This window comes from Halomonas sp. NCCP-2165 (assembly GCF_023708045.1).
Taxonomy (GTDB): Bacteria; Pseudomonadota; Gammaproteobacteria; order Pseudomonadales; family Halomonadaceae; genus Bisbaumannia; species Bisbaumannia pacifica.
Genome location: NZ_BRCY01000020.1, coordinates 1 through 16,174 on the forward strand (window position 1 = coordinate 1; position 16,174 = coordinate 16,174).

General features: G+C 67.2%; 12 protein-coding genes. 7 read left to right on the forward strand and 5 right to left on the reverse strand.

Annotated elements, in window-relative coordinates; translation table 11 throughout:
* Window positions 1-100 precede the first annotated feature (100 nt).
* The 4 genes from dnaA (at window position 101) to gyrB (ending at window position 6,324) form a co-directional block, all read left to right on the forward strand.
* Window positions 101-1,561 (forward strand): chromosomal replication initiator protein DnaA, encoded by a 1,461-nt coding sequence (gene dnaA / locus NFU04_RS11240; protein WP_251309528.1) that lies wholly within the window; start codon window positions 101-103, stop codon window positions 1,559-1,561.
* A 64-nt stretch (window positions 1,562-1,625) separates the two neighbouring features.
* Window positions 1,626-2,732: a DNA polymerase III subunit beta gene (gene dnaN, locus NFU04_RS11245; RefSeq protein WP_251309529.1), complete on the forward strand. Its 1,107-nt coding sequence runs from the start codon at window positions 1,626-1,628 to the stop codon at window positions 2,730-2,732.
* A gap of 56 nt (window positions 2,733-2,788) precedes the next feature.
* Window positions 2,789-3,877 (forward strand): DNA replication/repair protein RecF, encoded by a 1,089-nt coding sequence (gene recF / locus NFU04_RS11250; RefSeq protein ID WP_251309530.1) that lies wholly within the window; start codon window positions 2,789-2,791, stop codon window positions 3,875-3,877.
* A 26-nt stretch (window positions 3,878-3,903) separates the two neighbouring features.
* On the forward strand, window positions 3,904-6,324 hold the full coding sequence (gene gyrB / locus NFU04_RS11255) for a DNA topoisomerase (ATP-hydrolyzing) subunit B (RefSeq protein WP_251309531.1): 2,421 nt from the start codon (window positions 3,904-3,906) through the stop codon (window positions 6,322-6,324).
* A gap of 116 nt (window positions 6,325-6,440) precedes the next feature.
* Here the strand turns inward: gyrB and gmhB are convergent, their stop codons facing one another.
* The 3 genes from gmhB to glyQ form a co-directional block, all read right to left on the reverse strand.
* Window positions 6,441-7,013 (reverse strand): D-glycero-beta-D-manno-heptose 1,7-bisphosphate 7-phosphatase, encoded by a 573-nt coding sequence (gene gmhB, locus NFU04_RS11260; RefSeq protein ID WP_251309580.1) that lies wholly within the window; start codon window positions 7,011-7,013, stop codon window positions 6,441-6,443.
* 177 nt (window positions 7,014-7,190) lie between these two features.
* Complete coding sequence (gene glyS, locus NFU04_RS11265; protein WP_251309532.1) at window positions 7,191-9,257, reverse strand: glycine--tRNA ligase subunit beta; 2,067 nt, start codon at window positions 9,255-9,257, stop codon at window positions 7,191-7,193.
* Window positions 9,258-9,259: 2 nt separating this feature from the next.
* Complete coding sequence (gene glyQ, locus NFU04_RS11270) at window positions 9,260-10,210, reverse strand: glycine--tRNA ligase subunit alpha (protein ID WP_251309533.1); 951 nt, start codon at window positions 10,208-10,210, stop codon at window positions 9,260-9,262.
* 124 nt (window positions 10,211-10,334) lie between these two features.
* Between glyQ and rfaD the strand changes: the two genes are divergently transcribed.
* A complete protein-coding gene (rfaD, locus tag NFU04_RS11275) occupies window positions 10,335-11,291 on the forward strand; it encodes an ADP-glyceromanno-heptose 6-epimerase (RefSeq protein WP_146803227.1) in 957 nt (318 codons plus the stop codon).
* Window positions 11,284-12,327, forward strand: a complete 1,044-nt coding sequence (gene waaF / locus NFU04_RS11280; RefSeq protein ID WP_251309534.1) for a lipopolysaccharide heptosyltransferase II — start codon at window positions 11,284-11,286, stop codon at window positions 12,325-12,327. The genes rfaD and waaF overlap by 8 nt, the downstream gene beginning before the upstream one ends.
* On the opposite strand, the gene NFU04_RS11285 is transcribed toward waaF, so the two are convergent.
* Complete coding sequence (locus NFU04_RS11285; protein ID WP_251309535.1) at window positions 12,324-14,012, reverse strand: sulfatase-like hydrolase/transferase; 1,689 nt, start codon at window positions 14,010-14,012, stop codon at window positions 12,324-12,326. The genes waaF and NFU04_RS11285 overlap by 4 nt on opposite strands.
* 170 nt (window positions 14,013-14,182) lie before the next feature.
* Between NFU04_RS11285 and NFU04_RS11290 the strand changes: the two genes are divergently transcribed.
* Window positions 14,183-14,965, forward strand: coding sequence for a glycosyltransferase family 2 protein (locus tag NFU04_RS11290; protein ID WP_251309536.1), 783 nt, complete (start codon window positions 14,183-14,185; stop codon window positions 14,963-14,965).
* A 135-nt stretch (window positions 14,966-15,100) separates the two neighbouring features.
* Here NFU04_RS11290 and NFU04_RS11295 read toward each other — a convergent pair whose 3' ends face one another.
* Window positions 15,101-16,171, reverse strand: a complete 1,071-nt coding sequence (locus NFU04_RS11295) for a glycosyltransferase family 9 protein (RefSeq protein ID WP_251309537.1) — start codon at window positions 16,169-16,171, stop codon at window positions 15,101-15,103.
* Window positions 16,172-16,174: the final 3 nt, after the last annotated feature.

The window sequence follows — 16,174 nt, forward strand, 5'->3', positions numbered from 1 at the left end:
CAAGTTGTCCACAGCGCCGCCGGGGCCGCCTCTCGTGTGGATAACCCGAGCCTGTGACGATACAATGGCCGGTCATTCGACAACTGCATGGTGAGGTCGCGTGTCCGTCGCTCTTTGGCAACAGTGTCTGGATTACCTGCAGGACGAGCTGAACTCGCAGCAGTTCAATACCTGGATTCGTCCCCTGCAGGCGGAGGAAGGCGAGTCCAATGAGCTGCGCCTGCTGGCTCCCAACCGCTTCGTGCGCGATTGGGTCAGCGACAAGTACATCAAGCGCATCAATGAACTGCTGCGTGAGCTGGCCTCGGGCAAGCCGCCCAAGGTGAGCCTCACGGTGGGCAGTCGCGGCAGCGTGCCCAGCCCGCAGCCCCGCAACCTGGGGGCCCCGGTCTCGGCGACGCCTCGCCGCCCCAGTGCCCCGGCGGTGAAGACACCGCCCCGCGGCGACGACTATGCCGACGAGCGGGAGATCGAGGCCCTCGAGGAGAAGACCCCGCGTCGCGGCGAGCGGCAGGTGCAGGTGGAGGGTAGCCTCAAGCACTCCAGCGGCCTCAATCCCAATTTCACCTTCGAGACCTTCGTCGAGGGCAAGTCGAACCAGCTGGCTCGAGCCGCCTCCCGCCAGGTCTCCGAGAACCCCGGTGGGGCCTACAACCCGCTGTTCCTGTATGGCGGCGTGGGCCTGGGCAAGACCCACCTGATGCATGCGGTGGGCAATGCCCTGGCCGGGCGTCGCGAGAACGCCAAGGTGGTCTACCTGCATTCCGAGCGCTTCGTGGCCGATATGGTCAAGGCGTTGCAGCTCAATGCCATCAACGACTTCAAGCGCTTCTACCGCAGCGTCGACGCCCTGCTGATCGATGATATCCAGTTCTTCGCCGGCAAGGAGCGATCCCAGGAGGAGTTCTTCCACACCTTCAATGCCCTGCTCGAGGGCGGCCAGCAGATGATCCTCACCTCGGATCGCTATCCCAAGGAGATCAGCGGGGTGGAGGAGCGCCTCAAGTCGCGCTTCGGCTGGGGGCTGACGGTGGCCATCGAACCGCCGGAGCTGGAGACGCGGGTGGCGATCCTGATGAAGAAGGCCGATCAGGCCAAGGTCGATCTGCCCCACGACGCGGCCTTCTTTATCGCCCAGAAGATCCGCTCCAACGTGCGCGAGCTGGAAGGGGCGCTGAAGAAGGTGATCGCCGACTCCCACTTCATGGGCAAGCCGATCACCCAGGACTTTATCCGCGAATCCCTCAAGGACCTGCTGGCCCTGCAGGACAAGCAGGTGGGGGTCGACAATATCCAGCGCACCGTGGCGGAGTACTACAAGATCAAGCTGGCCGACCTGCTCTCCAAGCGTCGCTCCCGCTCGGTGGCTCGGCCTCGGCAGATCGCCATGGCGCTGGCCAAGGAGCTGACCAACCATAGCCTGCCGGAGATCGGTGATGCCTTCGGCGGCCGCGATCACACCACGGTGCTGCATGCCTGCCGCAAGGTGCAGTCATTGCAGGAAGAGAGCGCGGATATCCGCGAGGACTACAAGAACCTACTGCGTTTGCTGACCAGTTGAGGCCAGGCGCCAGGCAAGGCGCGATGATTGGCCGTCATCCCATTCCAGGACAAGTGGAGCCCCCATGAAATTTTCCATCTCCCGCGAAGCCCTGCTGCGTCCGCTGGCCCTGGTCGCTGGCGTCGTGGAGCGGCGCCAGACCCTGCCGGTGCTGTCCAATGTGCTGATCCAGGTGGACGAGGCCCAGCAAGTGGCCCTGACCGGCACCGACCTTGAGGTCGAGCTGATCGGGCGTACCGCCGCCTCCCAGGTGGAGACCTCCGGGGCGGTCACCGTGCCGGCCCGCAAGCTGATGGACATCTGCAAGTCGCTGCCGGACCAGGCCGAGCTGCACTTCGCCCTGGAGGAAGGGCGTGCGGTACTGCGCAGCGGGCGCTCCCGCTTCACCCTCTCGACCCTGCCGGTGGCGGAATTCCCGAGCATCGAGGAAGGACAGGGCAGTACCGAGCTGAGCCTGCCGCGGGGCACCCTCAAGCAGTTGATCGATGCCACCGCCTTCGCCATGGCCCAGCAGGACGTGCGTTACTACCTCAACGGCATGCTGCTGGAGCTGAAGGACAACCTGGTGCGCACCGTGGCCACCGATGGTCACCGCCTGGCGGTCTGCTCGCGGCCCGCCGATATCCAGGTCGCTCCGGCCCAGAAGCTGATCGTGCCGCGCAAGGGGGTGCTGGAGCTGGCGCGCCTGCTGGACGGCAGCGACGAGCCGGTGACCCTGACCCTGGGGGCCAGCCATGTGCGCGCCCATACCGGCGATTTCACCTTTACCTCCAAGCTGGTGGACGGCAAGTTCCCGGATTACGAGCGGGTGGTGCCCCGGGGGGGTGACAAGGTGTTCCTGGCCGACCGCGCCGAGCTGCGCCAGGTCCTGTCGCGTACCTCCATCCTCTCCAACGAGAAGTATCGCGGCGTACGCCTGCTGCTGGAGGAGGGCAATCTGCGGGTCATGGCCAATAACCCCGAGCAGGAAGAGGCCGAAGAGAATGTGGCCGTGGAATATAGCGGCAATACCCTGGAGATCGGCTTCAACGTCGGTTACCTGATCGACGTGCTCAACACCGTCGACGACGAACGGGTGCAGATGACCCTCTCCGACCCCAACAGCAGCGCCCTGCTGGAGCAGCCCGGGGGCGGTGATGCCATGTATGTGGTCATGCCGATGCGGCTTTAATTAACTGATATTTCAAGGCTTTTCGTCGCCTCGACGAGAGGCGGCGAGCCCTGACGATGGCCATCGAGCGTCTCGCCTTCAGCGGCCTGCGTAACCTCGAGCCCCTCGAGATGCGTCCGCAGCCGGGGATCAACCTGATCCTCGGCCCCAACGGCAGCGGCAAGACCAGCCTGCTGGAGGGTATCCATGTGCTGGGCATGGGGCGCTCCTTTCGCACTCAGCAACTGCGCCACGCCATCGCCCATGACCAGCCCACCCTGACCCTGCATGCCCGCCTGTCGGGCGATCTCGCCCTGGGCGTGCGTCGCCAGCGCGATGCCAGCGAGCTGGAATTTCGCCTGGGCGGCGAACGGGTCGCCCGCCTGGCACAGCTGGCCGAGGCCCTGCCCTTGCAGCTGATCAATCCCGATGCCTTCCGCCTGCTGGAGGGAGGGCCGGCGGCGCGTCGAGAGTTTCTCGATTGGGGCGTGTTTCACGTGAAACATGGCTTCATGGAGGTGTGGAAGGGCGTGCGGCGGGCCCTGAAACATCGGAATGCCCTGCTCAGGCATGATAGAATCGATCGACGCTCCCTCGATAGTTGGGAGCATGAGCTGGTGCGCTGGAGCGAGTGCCTGGACGAGTTGCGCCGAGCCTATATGGACGACTTCCTGCCGGTCTTCGACGAGACCCTCAAGGAGCTGCTGCCGCTACCGGGTCTCGAGCTGCGTTATTCCCGCGGTTGGGACAAGCGCCGGCCGTTGGCCGAGCTGCTGCACCAGGGGCGAGACACCGATCGCCAGATGGGCTTTACCCAGCAGGGTCCCCAGCGCGCCGACCTGCGCATCCGTCTCAAGCGGCGCCCGGCGGTGGAGGTACTCTCCCGCGGCCAGCAGAAGCTGGTGGTCAGTGCCATGAAACTGGCCCAGGGACGGGTGCTGGAGGCGATGACCGGCCGCACCTGCCTCTATTTGATCGACGATCTACCCGCGGAGCTGGATGCGGGTCATCGCGAGATGTTCTGCCACTGGCTGTCGTGTCTGGACTGTCAAGCATTCATCACCAGTGTCGAACCCCAGGCACTCGCCGGACGCTGGCGACCGGAGACCCCGGTTGCCATGTTTCACGTGAAACAGGGCCGGCTAGAGTTCCAGGCGACGGAATGAAAAGACTTCACATGATGGAGTAGTCAATGAGCGAACAGGCTTACGACTCATCGAGCATCAAGGTCCTCAAGGGCCTGGATGCGGTACGCAAGCGCCCCGGCATGTATATCGGCGACACCGACGATGGCACGGGCCTGCACCACATGGTCTTCGAGCTAGTGGACAACTCCATCGATGAGGCACTGGCGGGACACTGCAGCGAGATCCGGGTGGTGATCCATCCGGACGAATCGATCACCGTCAGTGATAATGGTCGCGGTATCCCCACCGATATCCACGAGGAGGAGGGGGTCTCGGCGGCGGAAGTGATCATGACGGTGCTCCACGCCGGCGGCAAGTTCGATGACAACTCCTACAAGGTCTCCGGCGGCCTGCACGGCGTGGGGGTCTCGGTGGTCAATGCCCTCTCCGAGGAGCTCAAGCTGACCGTCTGGCGTGCCGGCCAGGTCCATGAACAGATCTATCACCATGGCGTGCCCGAGGCGCCCCTGAGCGTGGTGGGCAAGACCGAGCAGAGCGGTACCCGGGTCCATTTCCGCCCCTCGCCGGAGACCTTCGCCAATATCGAGTTCCACTACGATATCCTGGCCAAGCGCCTGCGCGAGCTCTCCTTCCTCAACTCGGGGGTGGCGATTCGCCTGATCGACGAGCGTAGCGGCAAGGAAGAGCTGTTCCACTACGAGGGGGGCCTCAAGGCCTTCGTCAATCACCTCAATACCAACAAGAGCACGCTCAATTCGGTCTTCCACTTCAACGTGGAGCGCGAGGACGGCGTCGGTGTCGAGGTGGCGATGCAGTGGAACGACACCTTCGCCGAGAATATCTTCTGTTATACCAACAACATTCCCCAGCGCGACGGCGGCACCCACCTGGCGGGCTTCCGCGCGGCGCTGACCCGTACCCTCAATGGCTACATCGAGGCCGAGGGACTGCTCAAGAAGGCCAAGGTAAATACCTCCGGCGACGACGCCCGGGAGGGCCTGACGGCGATCATCTCGGTCAAGGTGCCGGATCCGAAGTTCTCCTCCCAGACCAAGGAGAAACTGGTCTCCTCCGAGGTGAAGACCGCGGTGGAGCAGGAGATGGGGCGGCTCTTCTCCGAGTACCTGATCGAGCATCCCAACGAGGCCAAGGCGGTGGTCAACAAGATGCTCGACGCCGCCCGGGCCCGGGAGGCGGCGCGCAAGGCCCGCGACATGACCCGCCGCAAGGGCGCCCTGGATATCGCCGGCCTGCCCGGCAAGCTGGCGGACTGCCAGGAGAAGGATCCGAGCCTCTCCGAACTCTACCTGGTGGAGGGTGACTCCGCCGGTGGCAGCGCCAAGCAGGGGCGCGATCGCCGTACCCAGGCGATCCTGCCCCTCAAGGGCAAGATCCTCAACGTGGAGAAGGCGCGCTTCGACAAGATGCTCTCCTCGGCGGAGGTGGGCACCCTGATCACCGCCCTGGGCTGCGGCATCGGCCGGGAGGAGTTCAACCCGGACAAGCTGCGCTACCACTCCATCATCATCATGACCGATGCGGACGTGGACGGCTCGCATATCCGTACCCTGCTGCTGACCTTCTTCTTCCGTCAGATGTCGCAGCTGATCGAGCGGGGCCATGTGTTTATCGCCCAGCCGCCGCTCTACAAGATCAAGCGCGGCAAGCAGGAGACCTACCTCAAGGACGAGCAGGCGCTCACCGACTACCTGACCGCGACCGCCCTGGACGGTGCCCGCCTCTGCGTCAATGCCGATGCCCCGGGCATCGCCGGCGAGCAGCTCGAGGCGCTGGTCAAGCAGTACCGCGATGTGATGAATCGCATCGATCGCCTGTCCCGGGTCTATCCCATCGAGGTGCTGCGCAAGATGGTGCATGCCGCGGCCCTGAACGGCGATGAGAGCCTTCGCGATCGTGGCACCATGCAGCAGTGGATCGATGGCCTGCAGGCGGAGATGGATGCCATGGTGGCCTACGAGGGCGGGCCCCGTTATGTCTTCCAGCTCCATGAGGACAGCGAGCGGGGCTTCTACCTGCCCAAGGTGTCGCTGATCGCCCACGGGGTGACCAGCGACTACGTCTGGGGCAACGACTTCTTCGGCAGCGCCGATTACCGCGCCATGGCCGGCCTGGGCGAGACCCTGGATGGCCTGCTGGAGGAGGGGGCCTACGTGGCCCGCGGCGAGCGCCAGCGGTCGGTGGCGACCTTCTACGAGGCCCTGGAGTGGCTGATGAAGGAGGCCCAGCGCGGCTTCTCCATCCAGCGCTACAAGGGGCTGGGGGAGATGAACCCCGATCAGCTGTGGGAGACCACCATGAACCCGGACACCCGGCGCATGTTGCGGGTCTCCATCGAGGATGCGGTGGCCGCCGATATGATGTTCAACACCCTGATGGGCGACGAGGTGGAGCCGCGTCGCGACTTTATCGAGCGCAATGCCCTGGTCGCCAACCTCGACGTTTAACGGGGCTTCACCCCCCCGGCTGCGCCGGTAGCTGTAAGCCATAAGCTTTAAGCTGGAAGAAACATCGCCCCCATGGCCTTGCCATGGGGGCGATTCATATTAAGCTGCTTTCCAGCTTATTTCGCCTGTTCGGCCAGCAGCCAGTCGACGAAGGCGGCCAGGTCATCGAAGGTACGGGTCTCGCTGCCGCGGGCGGCGAGCTCCGGATGCTTGGCCAGGGTGCGTTCGCCCTTGCCGGTCCTGACCAGCACGCCGTGACATCCTTGCGTCTCACCGGCCTGCAGATCGCGCAGGCTATCGCCCACCATCCAGCTCCCCGCCAGGCTGTCCAGACCCAGGGCATCGCGGATCTGCTTGAGCAGGCCGGGCAGCGGCTTGCGACAGTCGCAGTCGTCGTCGGGGCCATGGGGGCAGTAGGCGATATGCGCCAGCTCGCCGCCGGCCGCGGCGACCCGGCGCCGCAGCTCCGCATGCATCTCTCCCAGGGTGGCCTCGCTATAGTAGCCCCGGGCGATGCCCGACTGGTTGGTGGCCACCGCCACCGTCCACCCCGCCTGGCAGAGGCGGCCGATGGCGGCGATGGCGCTGGGGTAGGGGAGGAACTCCTCCAGAGACTTCACGTAGGCATCGGAGTCCTGGTTGATCACGCCATCGCGATCGAGAATGACCAGACGGTCGGGGGAGGGCATGGGCATCGCGTCCTCGTGGCTGTCGTTAGGTGGTGGGGAGTGTTTCACGTGGAACATCGGCTGCCAAGTCGGCTCTGGCGCCGGCGGTGTTTCACGTGAAACGTCCGGCTGGGCGGAGTGAATAGAAAAGGGCCGGCGAGTCTGACTCGCCGGCCCTTGGTCTTGCGGGAACGCTGCTTACTGCTGGAGTTCGGCGATATCCGCCACTTCCAGGAACAGCGCCTGGAGGTCGGCGAGCAGGGCCAGGCGATTGGCGCGCACCGCCGGTTCCTCGGCCATCACCATCACCTCGTCGAAGAAGGTATCGACGGGCTCGCGCAGGGCGGCCAGGCGGTCCAGGGCGGCGCTGTAGTCGGCGGCCTGGAACAGCGGGGCCACCTCCTCGCGGCGTGCCGCCAGGGCCTGATGCAGCACCTGCTCGGCATTTTCCTGCAACAGCTCGGGGTTCACCCGGGTGCTGCCGTCATGCTCCTGCTTGGCGAGGATATTGGAGACCCGCTTGTTGGCGGCGGCCAGGGCCGTGGCCTCGTCGCGGGCGGCGAAGCCGTGCACGGCGCGCATGCGGCGGGCGAAGTCCAGGGGCTTGGTGACCGGGCGGGCACGCACCGCCAGATAGCTCTCCACCGCCATGCCCTCGTCCTGGGCCCAGGCGCGGAAACGCTCGAGCATATAGTCGAACACCAGGTCCACCAGCCCCTCGGCCTTGGGCAGGTCGCGGTGCTGCTCCACCGCCAGGCTCAGCAGCTCACGCAGGTCGAGATCCAGCTCGCCCTTGACCAGGATATTGAGCACGGCGATGGCGGCGCGGCGCAGGGCGAAGGGGTCCTTGGTGCCGGTGGGGCGCTGACCGATGCCGAAGATGCCGGTCAGGGTGTCCAGGCGGTCGGCCAGGGCCACGGCCTGGCCGGTCTGGCTCTGGGGGATCTCGTCGCCGGCATTGCGCGGCAGGTACTGCTCGTAGAGGGCCCGGGCCACGGCCTCTGGCTCGCCATCCTGGCGCGCGTAGTAGCAGCCCATGATGCCCTGCAGTTCGGGGAACTCCAGCACCATCTCGGTGACCAGGTCGCACTTGGCCAACTGGGCGGCCCGCTCGGCATGCAGGGGGTCGCCGCCGATGCGCTCGGCGATATACCGAGCCACCACCGCGGAGCGGTCGGCCTTGTCGGCCAGGGTGCCCAACTGCTGCTGGAAGACCACGCTGGCCAGGCCGTCGCGGCGCTCGGCCAGCGGCGTCTTGCGGTCGGTGTCGTAGAAGAAGGCGGCGTCGGCCAGGCGCGGGCGGATCACCCGCTCGTTGCCTTCGATCACCTGCTGGGGATCCCGGCTCTCGATATTGGACACGGTGATAAACAGCGGCTTGAGCTTGCCGTCGCTGTCCAGCAGGTGGAAGTACTTCTGGTTGGCCTTCATGGAGGAGATCAGGCACTCCGGCGGCACCTCCAGGAAGCGCTCGTCGAAGCTGCCGGTCAGGGCCACCGGCCACTCCACCAGGCCGCTGACCTCGTCGAGCAGCGCCTCGTCGATCACCGCCTCGGCCTCCTGGCACTCCGCCTCGGCCAGCACCTGCTCGCGGATCCGCTCGCGACGCTTGTGGCGATCGGCCAGCACATAGGCCTCTTCCAGGGTCGCCAGGTAGCCGTCGGCCCGGGCCAGCTCGATGGCCTCGGGGGCATGGAAGCGGTGGCCATAGGTGGTGCGGGAGGCGGTGAGGCCGAGGATCTCGGCTTCCACCACGCGATCTCCATAGAGCATCACCAGCCAGTGCACCGGGCGCGAGAACTCGATGCGCGAGGCGCCCCAGCGCATGTTCTTGGGCACCGGCAGGGCGGCGATGGCCTTGTCGGCGATGGCCGGCAGCAGGGCGGTGGTGGCTTCGCCCTGCTGCTGTTCCCGGTAGCCGAGCCAGGTGCCCTTGTCGGTCTCCAGGTGGATCAACTCGTCGACGCCGACGCCACAGGAGCGGGCGAAGCCTTCGGCGGCCTTGGTGGGCTGGCCGTCCTTGAAGGCGGCGGCCAGGGCCGGGCCGCGGCGTTCGACTTCGCGGTCCGGCTGCTTGTCGGCGAGCTCGACAATCTCCACCGCCAGGCGGCGGGGGGTGGCGTGGGCGCGGATGGCGCCGAAGTCGATCTCGGCGTCGCTCAGGCCGCGACGCAGGCCCTCGGCCAGGGCGTCGGCGAGGCTATCGATGGCACCGGGAGGCAGTTCCTCGACACCGAGTTCCAGCAAGAAAGTAGAGGATGCCATGCTCAAGCGTCTCCCTGTTCGTCGGCCAGCAGTTCACGGCGCAGGGCCTCGGGGGCCATGGGGAAGCCGGCGGCCTTGCGTGAGTCGTAGTAGGCGTGGGCCACGTCCCGGGCCATGGTGCGCACCCGCAGGATATAGCGCTGGCGTTCGGTGACCGAGATGGCGTGGCGGGCGTCCAGCAGGTTGAAGGTGTGGGAGGCCTTCAGCACCTGCTCGTAGGCGGGCAGCGGCAGGCCGGCCTCGAGCAGCTTGGCGCACTCCTTCTCCTGGTGGTCGAAGGCATTGAACAGCGCCGGCACATCGGCGTGCTCGAAGTTGTAGGCGGACTGCTCGCGCTCGTTCTGCAGGTAGACGTCGCCGTAGGTGACTTGAGTGCCGTCCGGGGCGATGGTCCAGACCAGGTCGTAGACGCTGTCCACGTCCTGCAGGTACATGGCGATTCGCTCGAGGCCATAGGTGAGCTCGCCGGTGACCGGGAAGCACTCGATGCCGCCGGCCTGCTGGAAGTAGGTGAACTGGGTCACCTCCATGCCGTTGAGCCACACCTCCCAGCCCAGGCCCCAGGCGCCCAGGGTCGGCGATTCCCAGTTGTCCTCGACGAAGCGGATATCATGCACCAGGGGATCGATGCCCAGGCGCTTCAGGGACCCCAGGTAGAGGTCCTGGAGGTCCTTGGGCGAGGGCTTCATCACCACCTGGAACTGGTAGTAGTGCTGCAGGCGGTTGGGGTTCTCGCCGTAGCGGCCGTCGGTGGGGCGGCGGGACGGCTGCACATAGGCGGCGTTCCAGGTCTCGGGGCCGATGGAGCGCAGGAAGGTGGCCGGGTGAAAGGTGCCGGCACCGACTTCCATATCCAGCGGCTGCATGACCACACAGCCCTGTTCGGCCCAGTATTGCTGCAGGGCGAGGATCAGGCCCTGGAAGGTTTTCGCGTCAGGCGTCGACTCTGTCATTGGTGAAGCACCGGTTGGCCCATGAATTCACAAGGCGTCAAGTATACAATCAGTGGGGAATCGGTTATAGGCACCCGGGCAAGTCGGTCCGCGGCGCCGGCCCGGACGATAGAGGACTCAAGCGATGATCGTAGTAACAGGCGGGGCCGGCTTTATCGGCTCGAATCTGGTCAAGGCCCTGAATGCCCGCGGCCATCAGGACGTGATGGTGGTGGACGACCTCTCCGACGGCACCAAGTTCGTCAACCTGGCCGACTGCACCCTCGGTGACTACCTGGACAAGGATGACTTCCGGCGCCGCGCCGAGGCGGAGCTCGCCGGGGGGCCGGCGACCCTGCCGACCATCGAGGCGATCTTCCACGAGGGGGCCTGCTCCGACACCACCGAGTGGGACGGCCGCTTCATGCTCGACAACAACTTCGAGTACTCCAAGGTGCTGCTGCACTTCTGTCAGCAGCGCGGCATCCCCTTCCTCTACGCCTCCTCGGCGGCCACCTATGGCGGCAGCGAGGTGTTCGTGGAGGCGCCGGAGCACGAGAAGCCCCTCAACGTCTACGGCTACTCCAAGCTGCTCTTCGATCAGTACGTGCGCGCCCGCTGGGATCAGTTCACCAGTCAGGTGGTGGGTTTCCGCTACTTCAATGTCTATGGCCCCCGGGAGCAGCACAAGGGCAAGATGGCCAGCGTCGCCTATCACCACCATACCCAGGTGAGCGCCGGCCAGGACCTCAAGCTGTTCGGCGCCTGGGACGGCTATGAGGCGGGCATGCAGAGCCGCGACTTCGTCTATGTGGGCGACGTGGTCGACGTCAACCTGTGGTTCCTCGACCACCCGGAGCGCTCCGGCATCTTCAACCTGGGCAGCGGCCGCGCCGAGCCCTTCAAGGCCATCGGCGAGGCGGTGATCGACTACTACGGCCGCGGCAAGATCGAGTACATCGACTTCCCCGAGGAGCTCAAGGGGCGCTACCAGAGCTACACCCGCGCCGATATCTCGCGGCTGCGGGAGGCCGGCTATGACGCCGAGTTCAAGAGCGTGGCCCAGGGCGTGCGCGCCTACCTGGAGTGGCTGAATGGCTAGCGCCGAGGCCACCGAGGGGCCCCGCATCCTGGTGGTCGGCCCCTCCTGGGTCGGCGACATGGTGATGGCCCAGAGCCTGTTCATGACCCTCAAGGCGCGCCACCCCGGTTGCCGTATCGGCGTGGTGGCGCCGCCCTGGTCGCTGCCGATCCTCGAGCGCATGGCCGAGGTGGACGAGGCCCATGGCCTGGAGGTGGGGCATGGTCAGTTCGGCTGGGGCGTGCGCCGGGCCCTGGCCGCCCAGTTGAAAGGGCGCTATGACTGGGCCATCGTCCTGCCGCGCTCCCTGAAGTCGGCCCTGGTACCCTTCCTGGCGCGCATTCCCCGGCGCACCGGCTTCACCGGCGAGCAGCGCTATGGCCTGCTCAATGATCGTCGGCGCCTCGACAAGGCGGTACTCGACCAGACCGTGAAACGCTTCGTGGCCCTGGGGCTGCCCGCCGAGGCGGCCGCCGCCGGCGACTTCCCGATTCCGCGGCCGCGGCTTGAGGTGGATGCCGATAACCTGGTGGAGCTGCGCCTGGCCCGGGGCCTGTCGTCGCGGCCCGCCATCGGCATGATGCCGGGGGCCGAGTATGGGCCCGCCAAGCAGTGGCCCCTGGCGCACTTCCGGGCCCTGGCCGAGGCCCTGGTGGAACGAGGCTTCGAGGTGCGGGTGCTGGGTGGTCCCAAGGACGTGGAGGCCGGGGACACGATCAGCGCCGGGCTCGAGCATGCCCATAACCTGTGCGGCAAGACCCGGCTGGCGGATGCGGTGGACCTGCTCGCCGATTGCCGCCAGGTGGTGACCAACGACTCCGGCCTGATGCATGTGGCGGCGGCGGTGGGGACCCGGGTGCATGCCCTCTACGGCTCCTCCTCGCCGGCCTATACGCCGCCGCTGACCGGCAACGCCGAGATCCATACCCTGTCGCTGGAGTGTTCGCCCTGCTTCCAGCGCACCTGTCCCCTGGGGCATACCCACTGCCTGACCCAAATGACCCCCGAGCGCCTGCTGACGGCCCTGCTCGCCGAGCCCGCCGGCATCCAGGGTTAAAGCGGTGGCACCTCTCCCGCGGGCCTGTCCCGGGGCATTTCCGTGACCTGCTCCACGCCATCCGGGGCGGCGTCCTCGTCGCCCTGGGTCCTGGGCTGCGGGGCCAACCCCTCCCAGAGACGCTGCTGCAGGGCACGCTCCTGGGTCAGGCGCCGGTTGATCTCTTCGACCCCGTGGCGTTCCACCAGGTTGAGGGTGGGCGCCAGCAGGGAGACTCCCAGGCCGGCCCGGTGCTGGGGCAGGTCGTAACCCATGGCCTCCAGCAGGGTGGGGTAGAGGTCCAGGGTCGAGGCCTGTCGCTCGATGTGGGTCGGCTCGACGCCCGGCCCCAACAGCATGAAGGTGTTGTCCCGCTCGCCGAGGACCAACTGGTCCCAGGCCGAGACCCGCATGCTGAGGTGATCGCTGGCGATCATCACCAGGGTGTCGTCCAGCAGGCCCCTGGCCTCCAGGCGTTCCAGGAAGTCGCGGGTCAGCCAGGCGGTGCACTCCACCGAGTAGAGGATATCCACGCCATCGAATTCGCCCTGGCGCTCCCGGCAGCGCCGGGACGGGTAGCCATGGGGGGCATGGCTGCCCAGGGTCAGCATGACCAGGCCCCAGGGGCCGGGTTCGGCTTCCAGGGCGTCGATCTCCTGCATGGCGATGTCGAAGAGGGTGTCGTCGTAGAGCCCCCAGCTGTTGAGGTAATCCGGGTCGGCCAGGCGCGGGGTCAGCGCTTCGCGGCCCAGCACCCGATCGAAGCCATGCCCCTCGTAGAACAGCCCCTTGCCGGCGAAGTCGGTGCTGGCGCCGCCCAGGTAGGTGAGGCGATAGCCCTCCTCGCTCAGCAGGTCGCCCAGGCAGTCGACCCCGGGGGCCACCGCCTCCAGGGGTTCGAACTGGCGGTCGTGCAGTAGGCCGGCGGGCATCAGCGGTACCCCGCACTGGCTGGCGATCATCCCGGCCATGGTCCAGCCGGTATTGTCGAGCTGGCGCACCCCCGCGAAGACGCTGCCCCGCGCGCCGACTCGGTCCAGGTCGGCATAGGCATCGCCGAAGCGCTCCCGGTCGGCGTAGGTGCGCTCGAGGCTCTCCAGGTAGATCACCAGCAGATTGGGGGGCGAGGCCGGGCGGTCCTGGAGCACGGGCTGCTGATAGCGGCGGTCGAGCCAGGCCCCGTCGTCCTCCACCACGATGGCCGCGCCGCGCTGCCCCAGGCCGAAGAGCAGGGGGTTGCCGGCCACCAGGGCCAGCATCAGCACCTTCTCCCAGAGTCGCCAGCGCCTGTCGGTGCGAATCAACCAGGTGAAGGCCACCAGGCTCAGCAGGCCCGCCAGGGTATAGAGGATGGCCGCGGTGATGCGCCCGGCCCCGCCGTGCTCGGAGATGCCCGCCTGCAGATGGAAGAAGACCGCCCCCAGGTCGACGATGCCGAAGCCATGGGAGAGGTAGAGGTAGACCCACCACAGGGCCAGGGGCAGCAGCGACCAGGGCCAGACGCGTCGATAGCGGGCATGCCGCGGCGCCCCCCAGCCCAGCCTGGCGGCCAGGCCCAGCCACAGGCCGGCGATGGGCAGCAGGCTGAACCAGGGAATCGGCAGCAGCACGCTCAGGGCATGTCCCAGGCAGAGGCCCAGGACGCCCAGGGCCCACCAGCGGGGGGCGCGAAGGGGATGGCTCGGCAGGGGGAGGCTCGGTTTCAAGGCGGTTTCTCTGGCGGTTGAGGGGGGACCTGGAGGACTGCCGACGCCATTAGCGCATTCGGCAACCTCCTAGCCTAACAAGCTTCGCTACCGGGCTGGAGAGGGCGCGTTGCGATGGGGCCGGGGCCCCCTTACACTGGCGCCCACTTCCCTTAGCGCAGGATCGCCTTATGTCGCTGGCCGCCGTACTCATCGTCAAGAACGAGGCCGAGCACCTCGCCGCCTGTCTCGATACCCTGACCTGGGTCGACGAGATCGTGGTGCTGGATGCCGGCAGCCAGGATGCCACTCGCGAGATCGCCGCCCGCTATACCGACAAGGTGGCGGTGGCGGCGGACTGGCAGGGCTTCGGGATCCAGCGTCGCCGGGCCGAGGCCCTGGTGGAGAGCGACTGGATCCTGATGGTGGATGCCGACGAAAGGGTCACGCCGGAGCTGCGCCGGAGCCTCCAGGCCGCCCTGGCCGAGACGACCCCGGCGATCTACACCCTGGCGCGGCTCTCCTGGTGTTTCGGCGATTTCATTCGCCACTCCGGCTGGTACCCGGACCGGGTGGCGCGCCTCTATCCCCGGGGCCGCGCCGGTTATAACGACGCCCTGGTGCACGAGAAGCTGGAGAATCCCGAAGGGTTGCCGGTCAAGGCGCTCGCCGGAGACCTGCTCCACTTCACCTACCGCGACCTGCGCCACTACCTGGAGAAGTCGGCCCACTACGCCCAGGCCTGGGCGGAGCAGCGAGCCGCCCGGGGCAAGCGCGGCAGCCTGGGGGCGGGGGTGGTGCACGGCATCGGCTGTTTCCTGCGCATGTACCTGCTCAAGGCGGGCTTCCTGGACGGTCGCCAGGGGCTGCTGCTGGCGCTGCTCTCGGCGCACTCCACCTTTGCTAAGTATGCGGACCTCTGGGTACGGACCCGCACCGGCCCGCCGCCCGGCGATACCTCCGATAGCCACTAACGGCCGGAGGGCGAAGGTCCTTCGCCGCTCTCCAAGGTCACCGCCGACCTCTGGGTACGAACCCGTACCGGCCCGCCGTCCGGCGATACCGCCGATAGCCGCTCTCCAGGGTCACCGCCGAGCTCCGATAGTTAATTATTCTTCGCTTTTGTCTTGCTGGTGGATCCGCTCGGCGATGGCCTCTGCGGCCGCTTGCAGGTCGATCCGCGCCATATCGGTCTCCTGACCCGGCAGGGCCGGCGGGCTGAAGGCCAGCCGCTGCTCCGCCCGGTTGCAGGTCTGCCAGCGTAGCGGCGTCGCCGAGCGCTTGGCGGGATAGAACCCCGCCGTGGGACGATCCAGGCAGGCGGCGATATGCAGCGGGCCGGTGGAGCCGGCGATAAACAGGTCCGCCGCCATCAGGGTCCTGGCGAAGGCGGCCAGGTCGGGGCGCGGGGGCACCCGATGGGCCTCGAGGCCCGCGTCACCCAGACTCTGGGCCAGCTTATCGGCGGTGGCCTCCTCGCCGGGGCCGGCGGTAAGCAGCCAGAGGGGCGGGCGGGTCAGGCGGGCGGAGACGCCGACCGCCAGGTCGCGATACTGTGCCGCCGTCAGGTTGACCGCCGAGCCGCCGCTGCCCGGGTGGAGGAAGAGCCAGGGGCGCTCGGAGGCCAGGCCCAGCTCGTCACCGAGCCGTTGGCGCTGGGCCTGGCGCTCCGCGGCAGGCAGCGGCCAGTAGGGGGGCGCCACCTCCGGTGTGACCTGCCCCAGCTCGCGCTGCAGGGCGCGGGCGAGCTCCAGGTTGTAGACGTATTCCGGCTTCTCGGAACGCGAACGACGCTGGGTGATCCGGCGGTTGTAGAATACCTGCGCCCACTTGGTGGCCGGCGCCAGGCGCAGGGGAATGCCCGCCCGCCAGCCCAGCCAGCCGATACGTGGCGTGGAGAAGAGGGTCAGCAGGGCATCGAAGCGCCCCCGGCGCAGGGTGTCCAGCAGCTCGCGCTGGGCGCGACGCTCGGCCTGATCGCCGGGATCCACCAGCACCTCGTCCACCCAGGGGCAGGCTCGCGCCAGGGCCGCGGTATAGCCGGGCACCAGGACGGTGATATGGTTAGCGCCACTGGCCCGTTTAAGGCTCGCCAGGGCCGGCCAGGCGAGCATGAAATCGCCCAGCTTGTCGTTGCGCACCACCAGGATGCGCTGCGGGGAGGCGGTGGCATCGGTCATCGG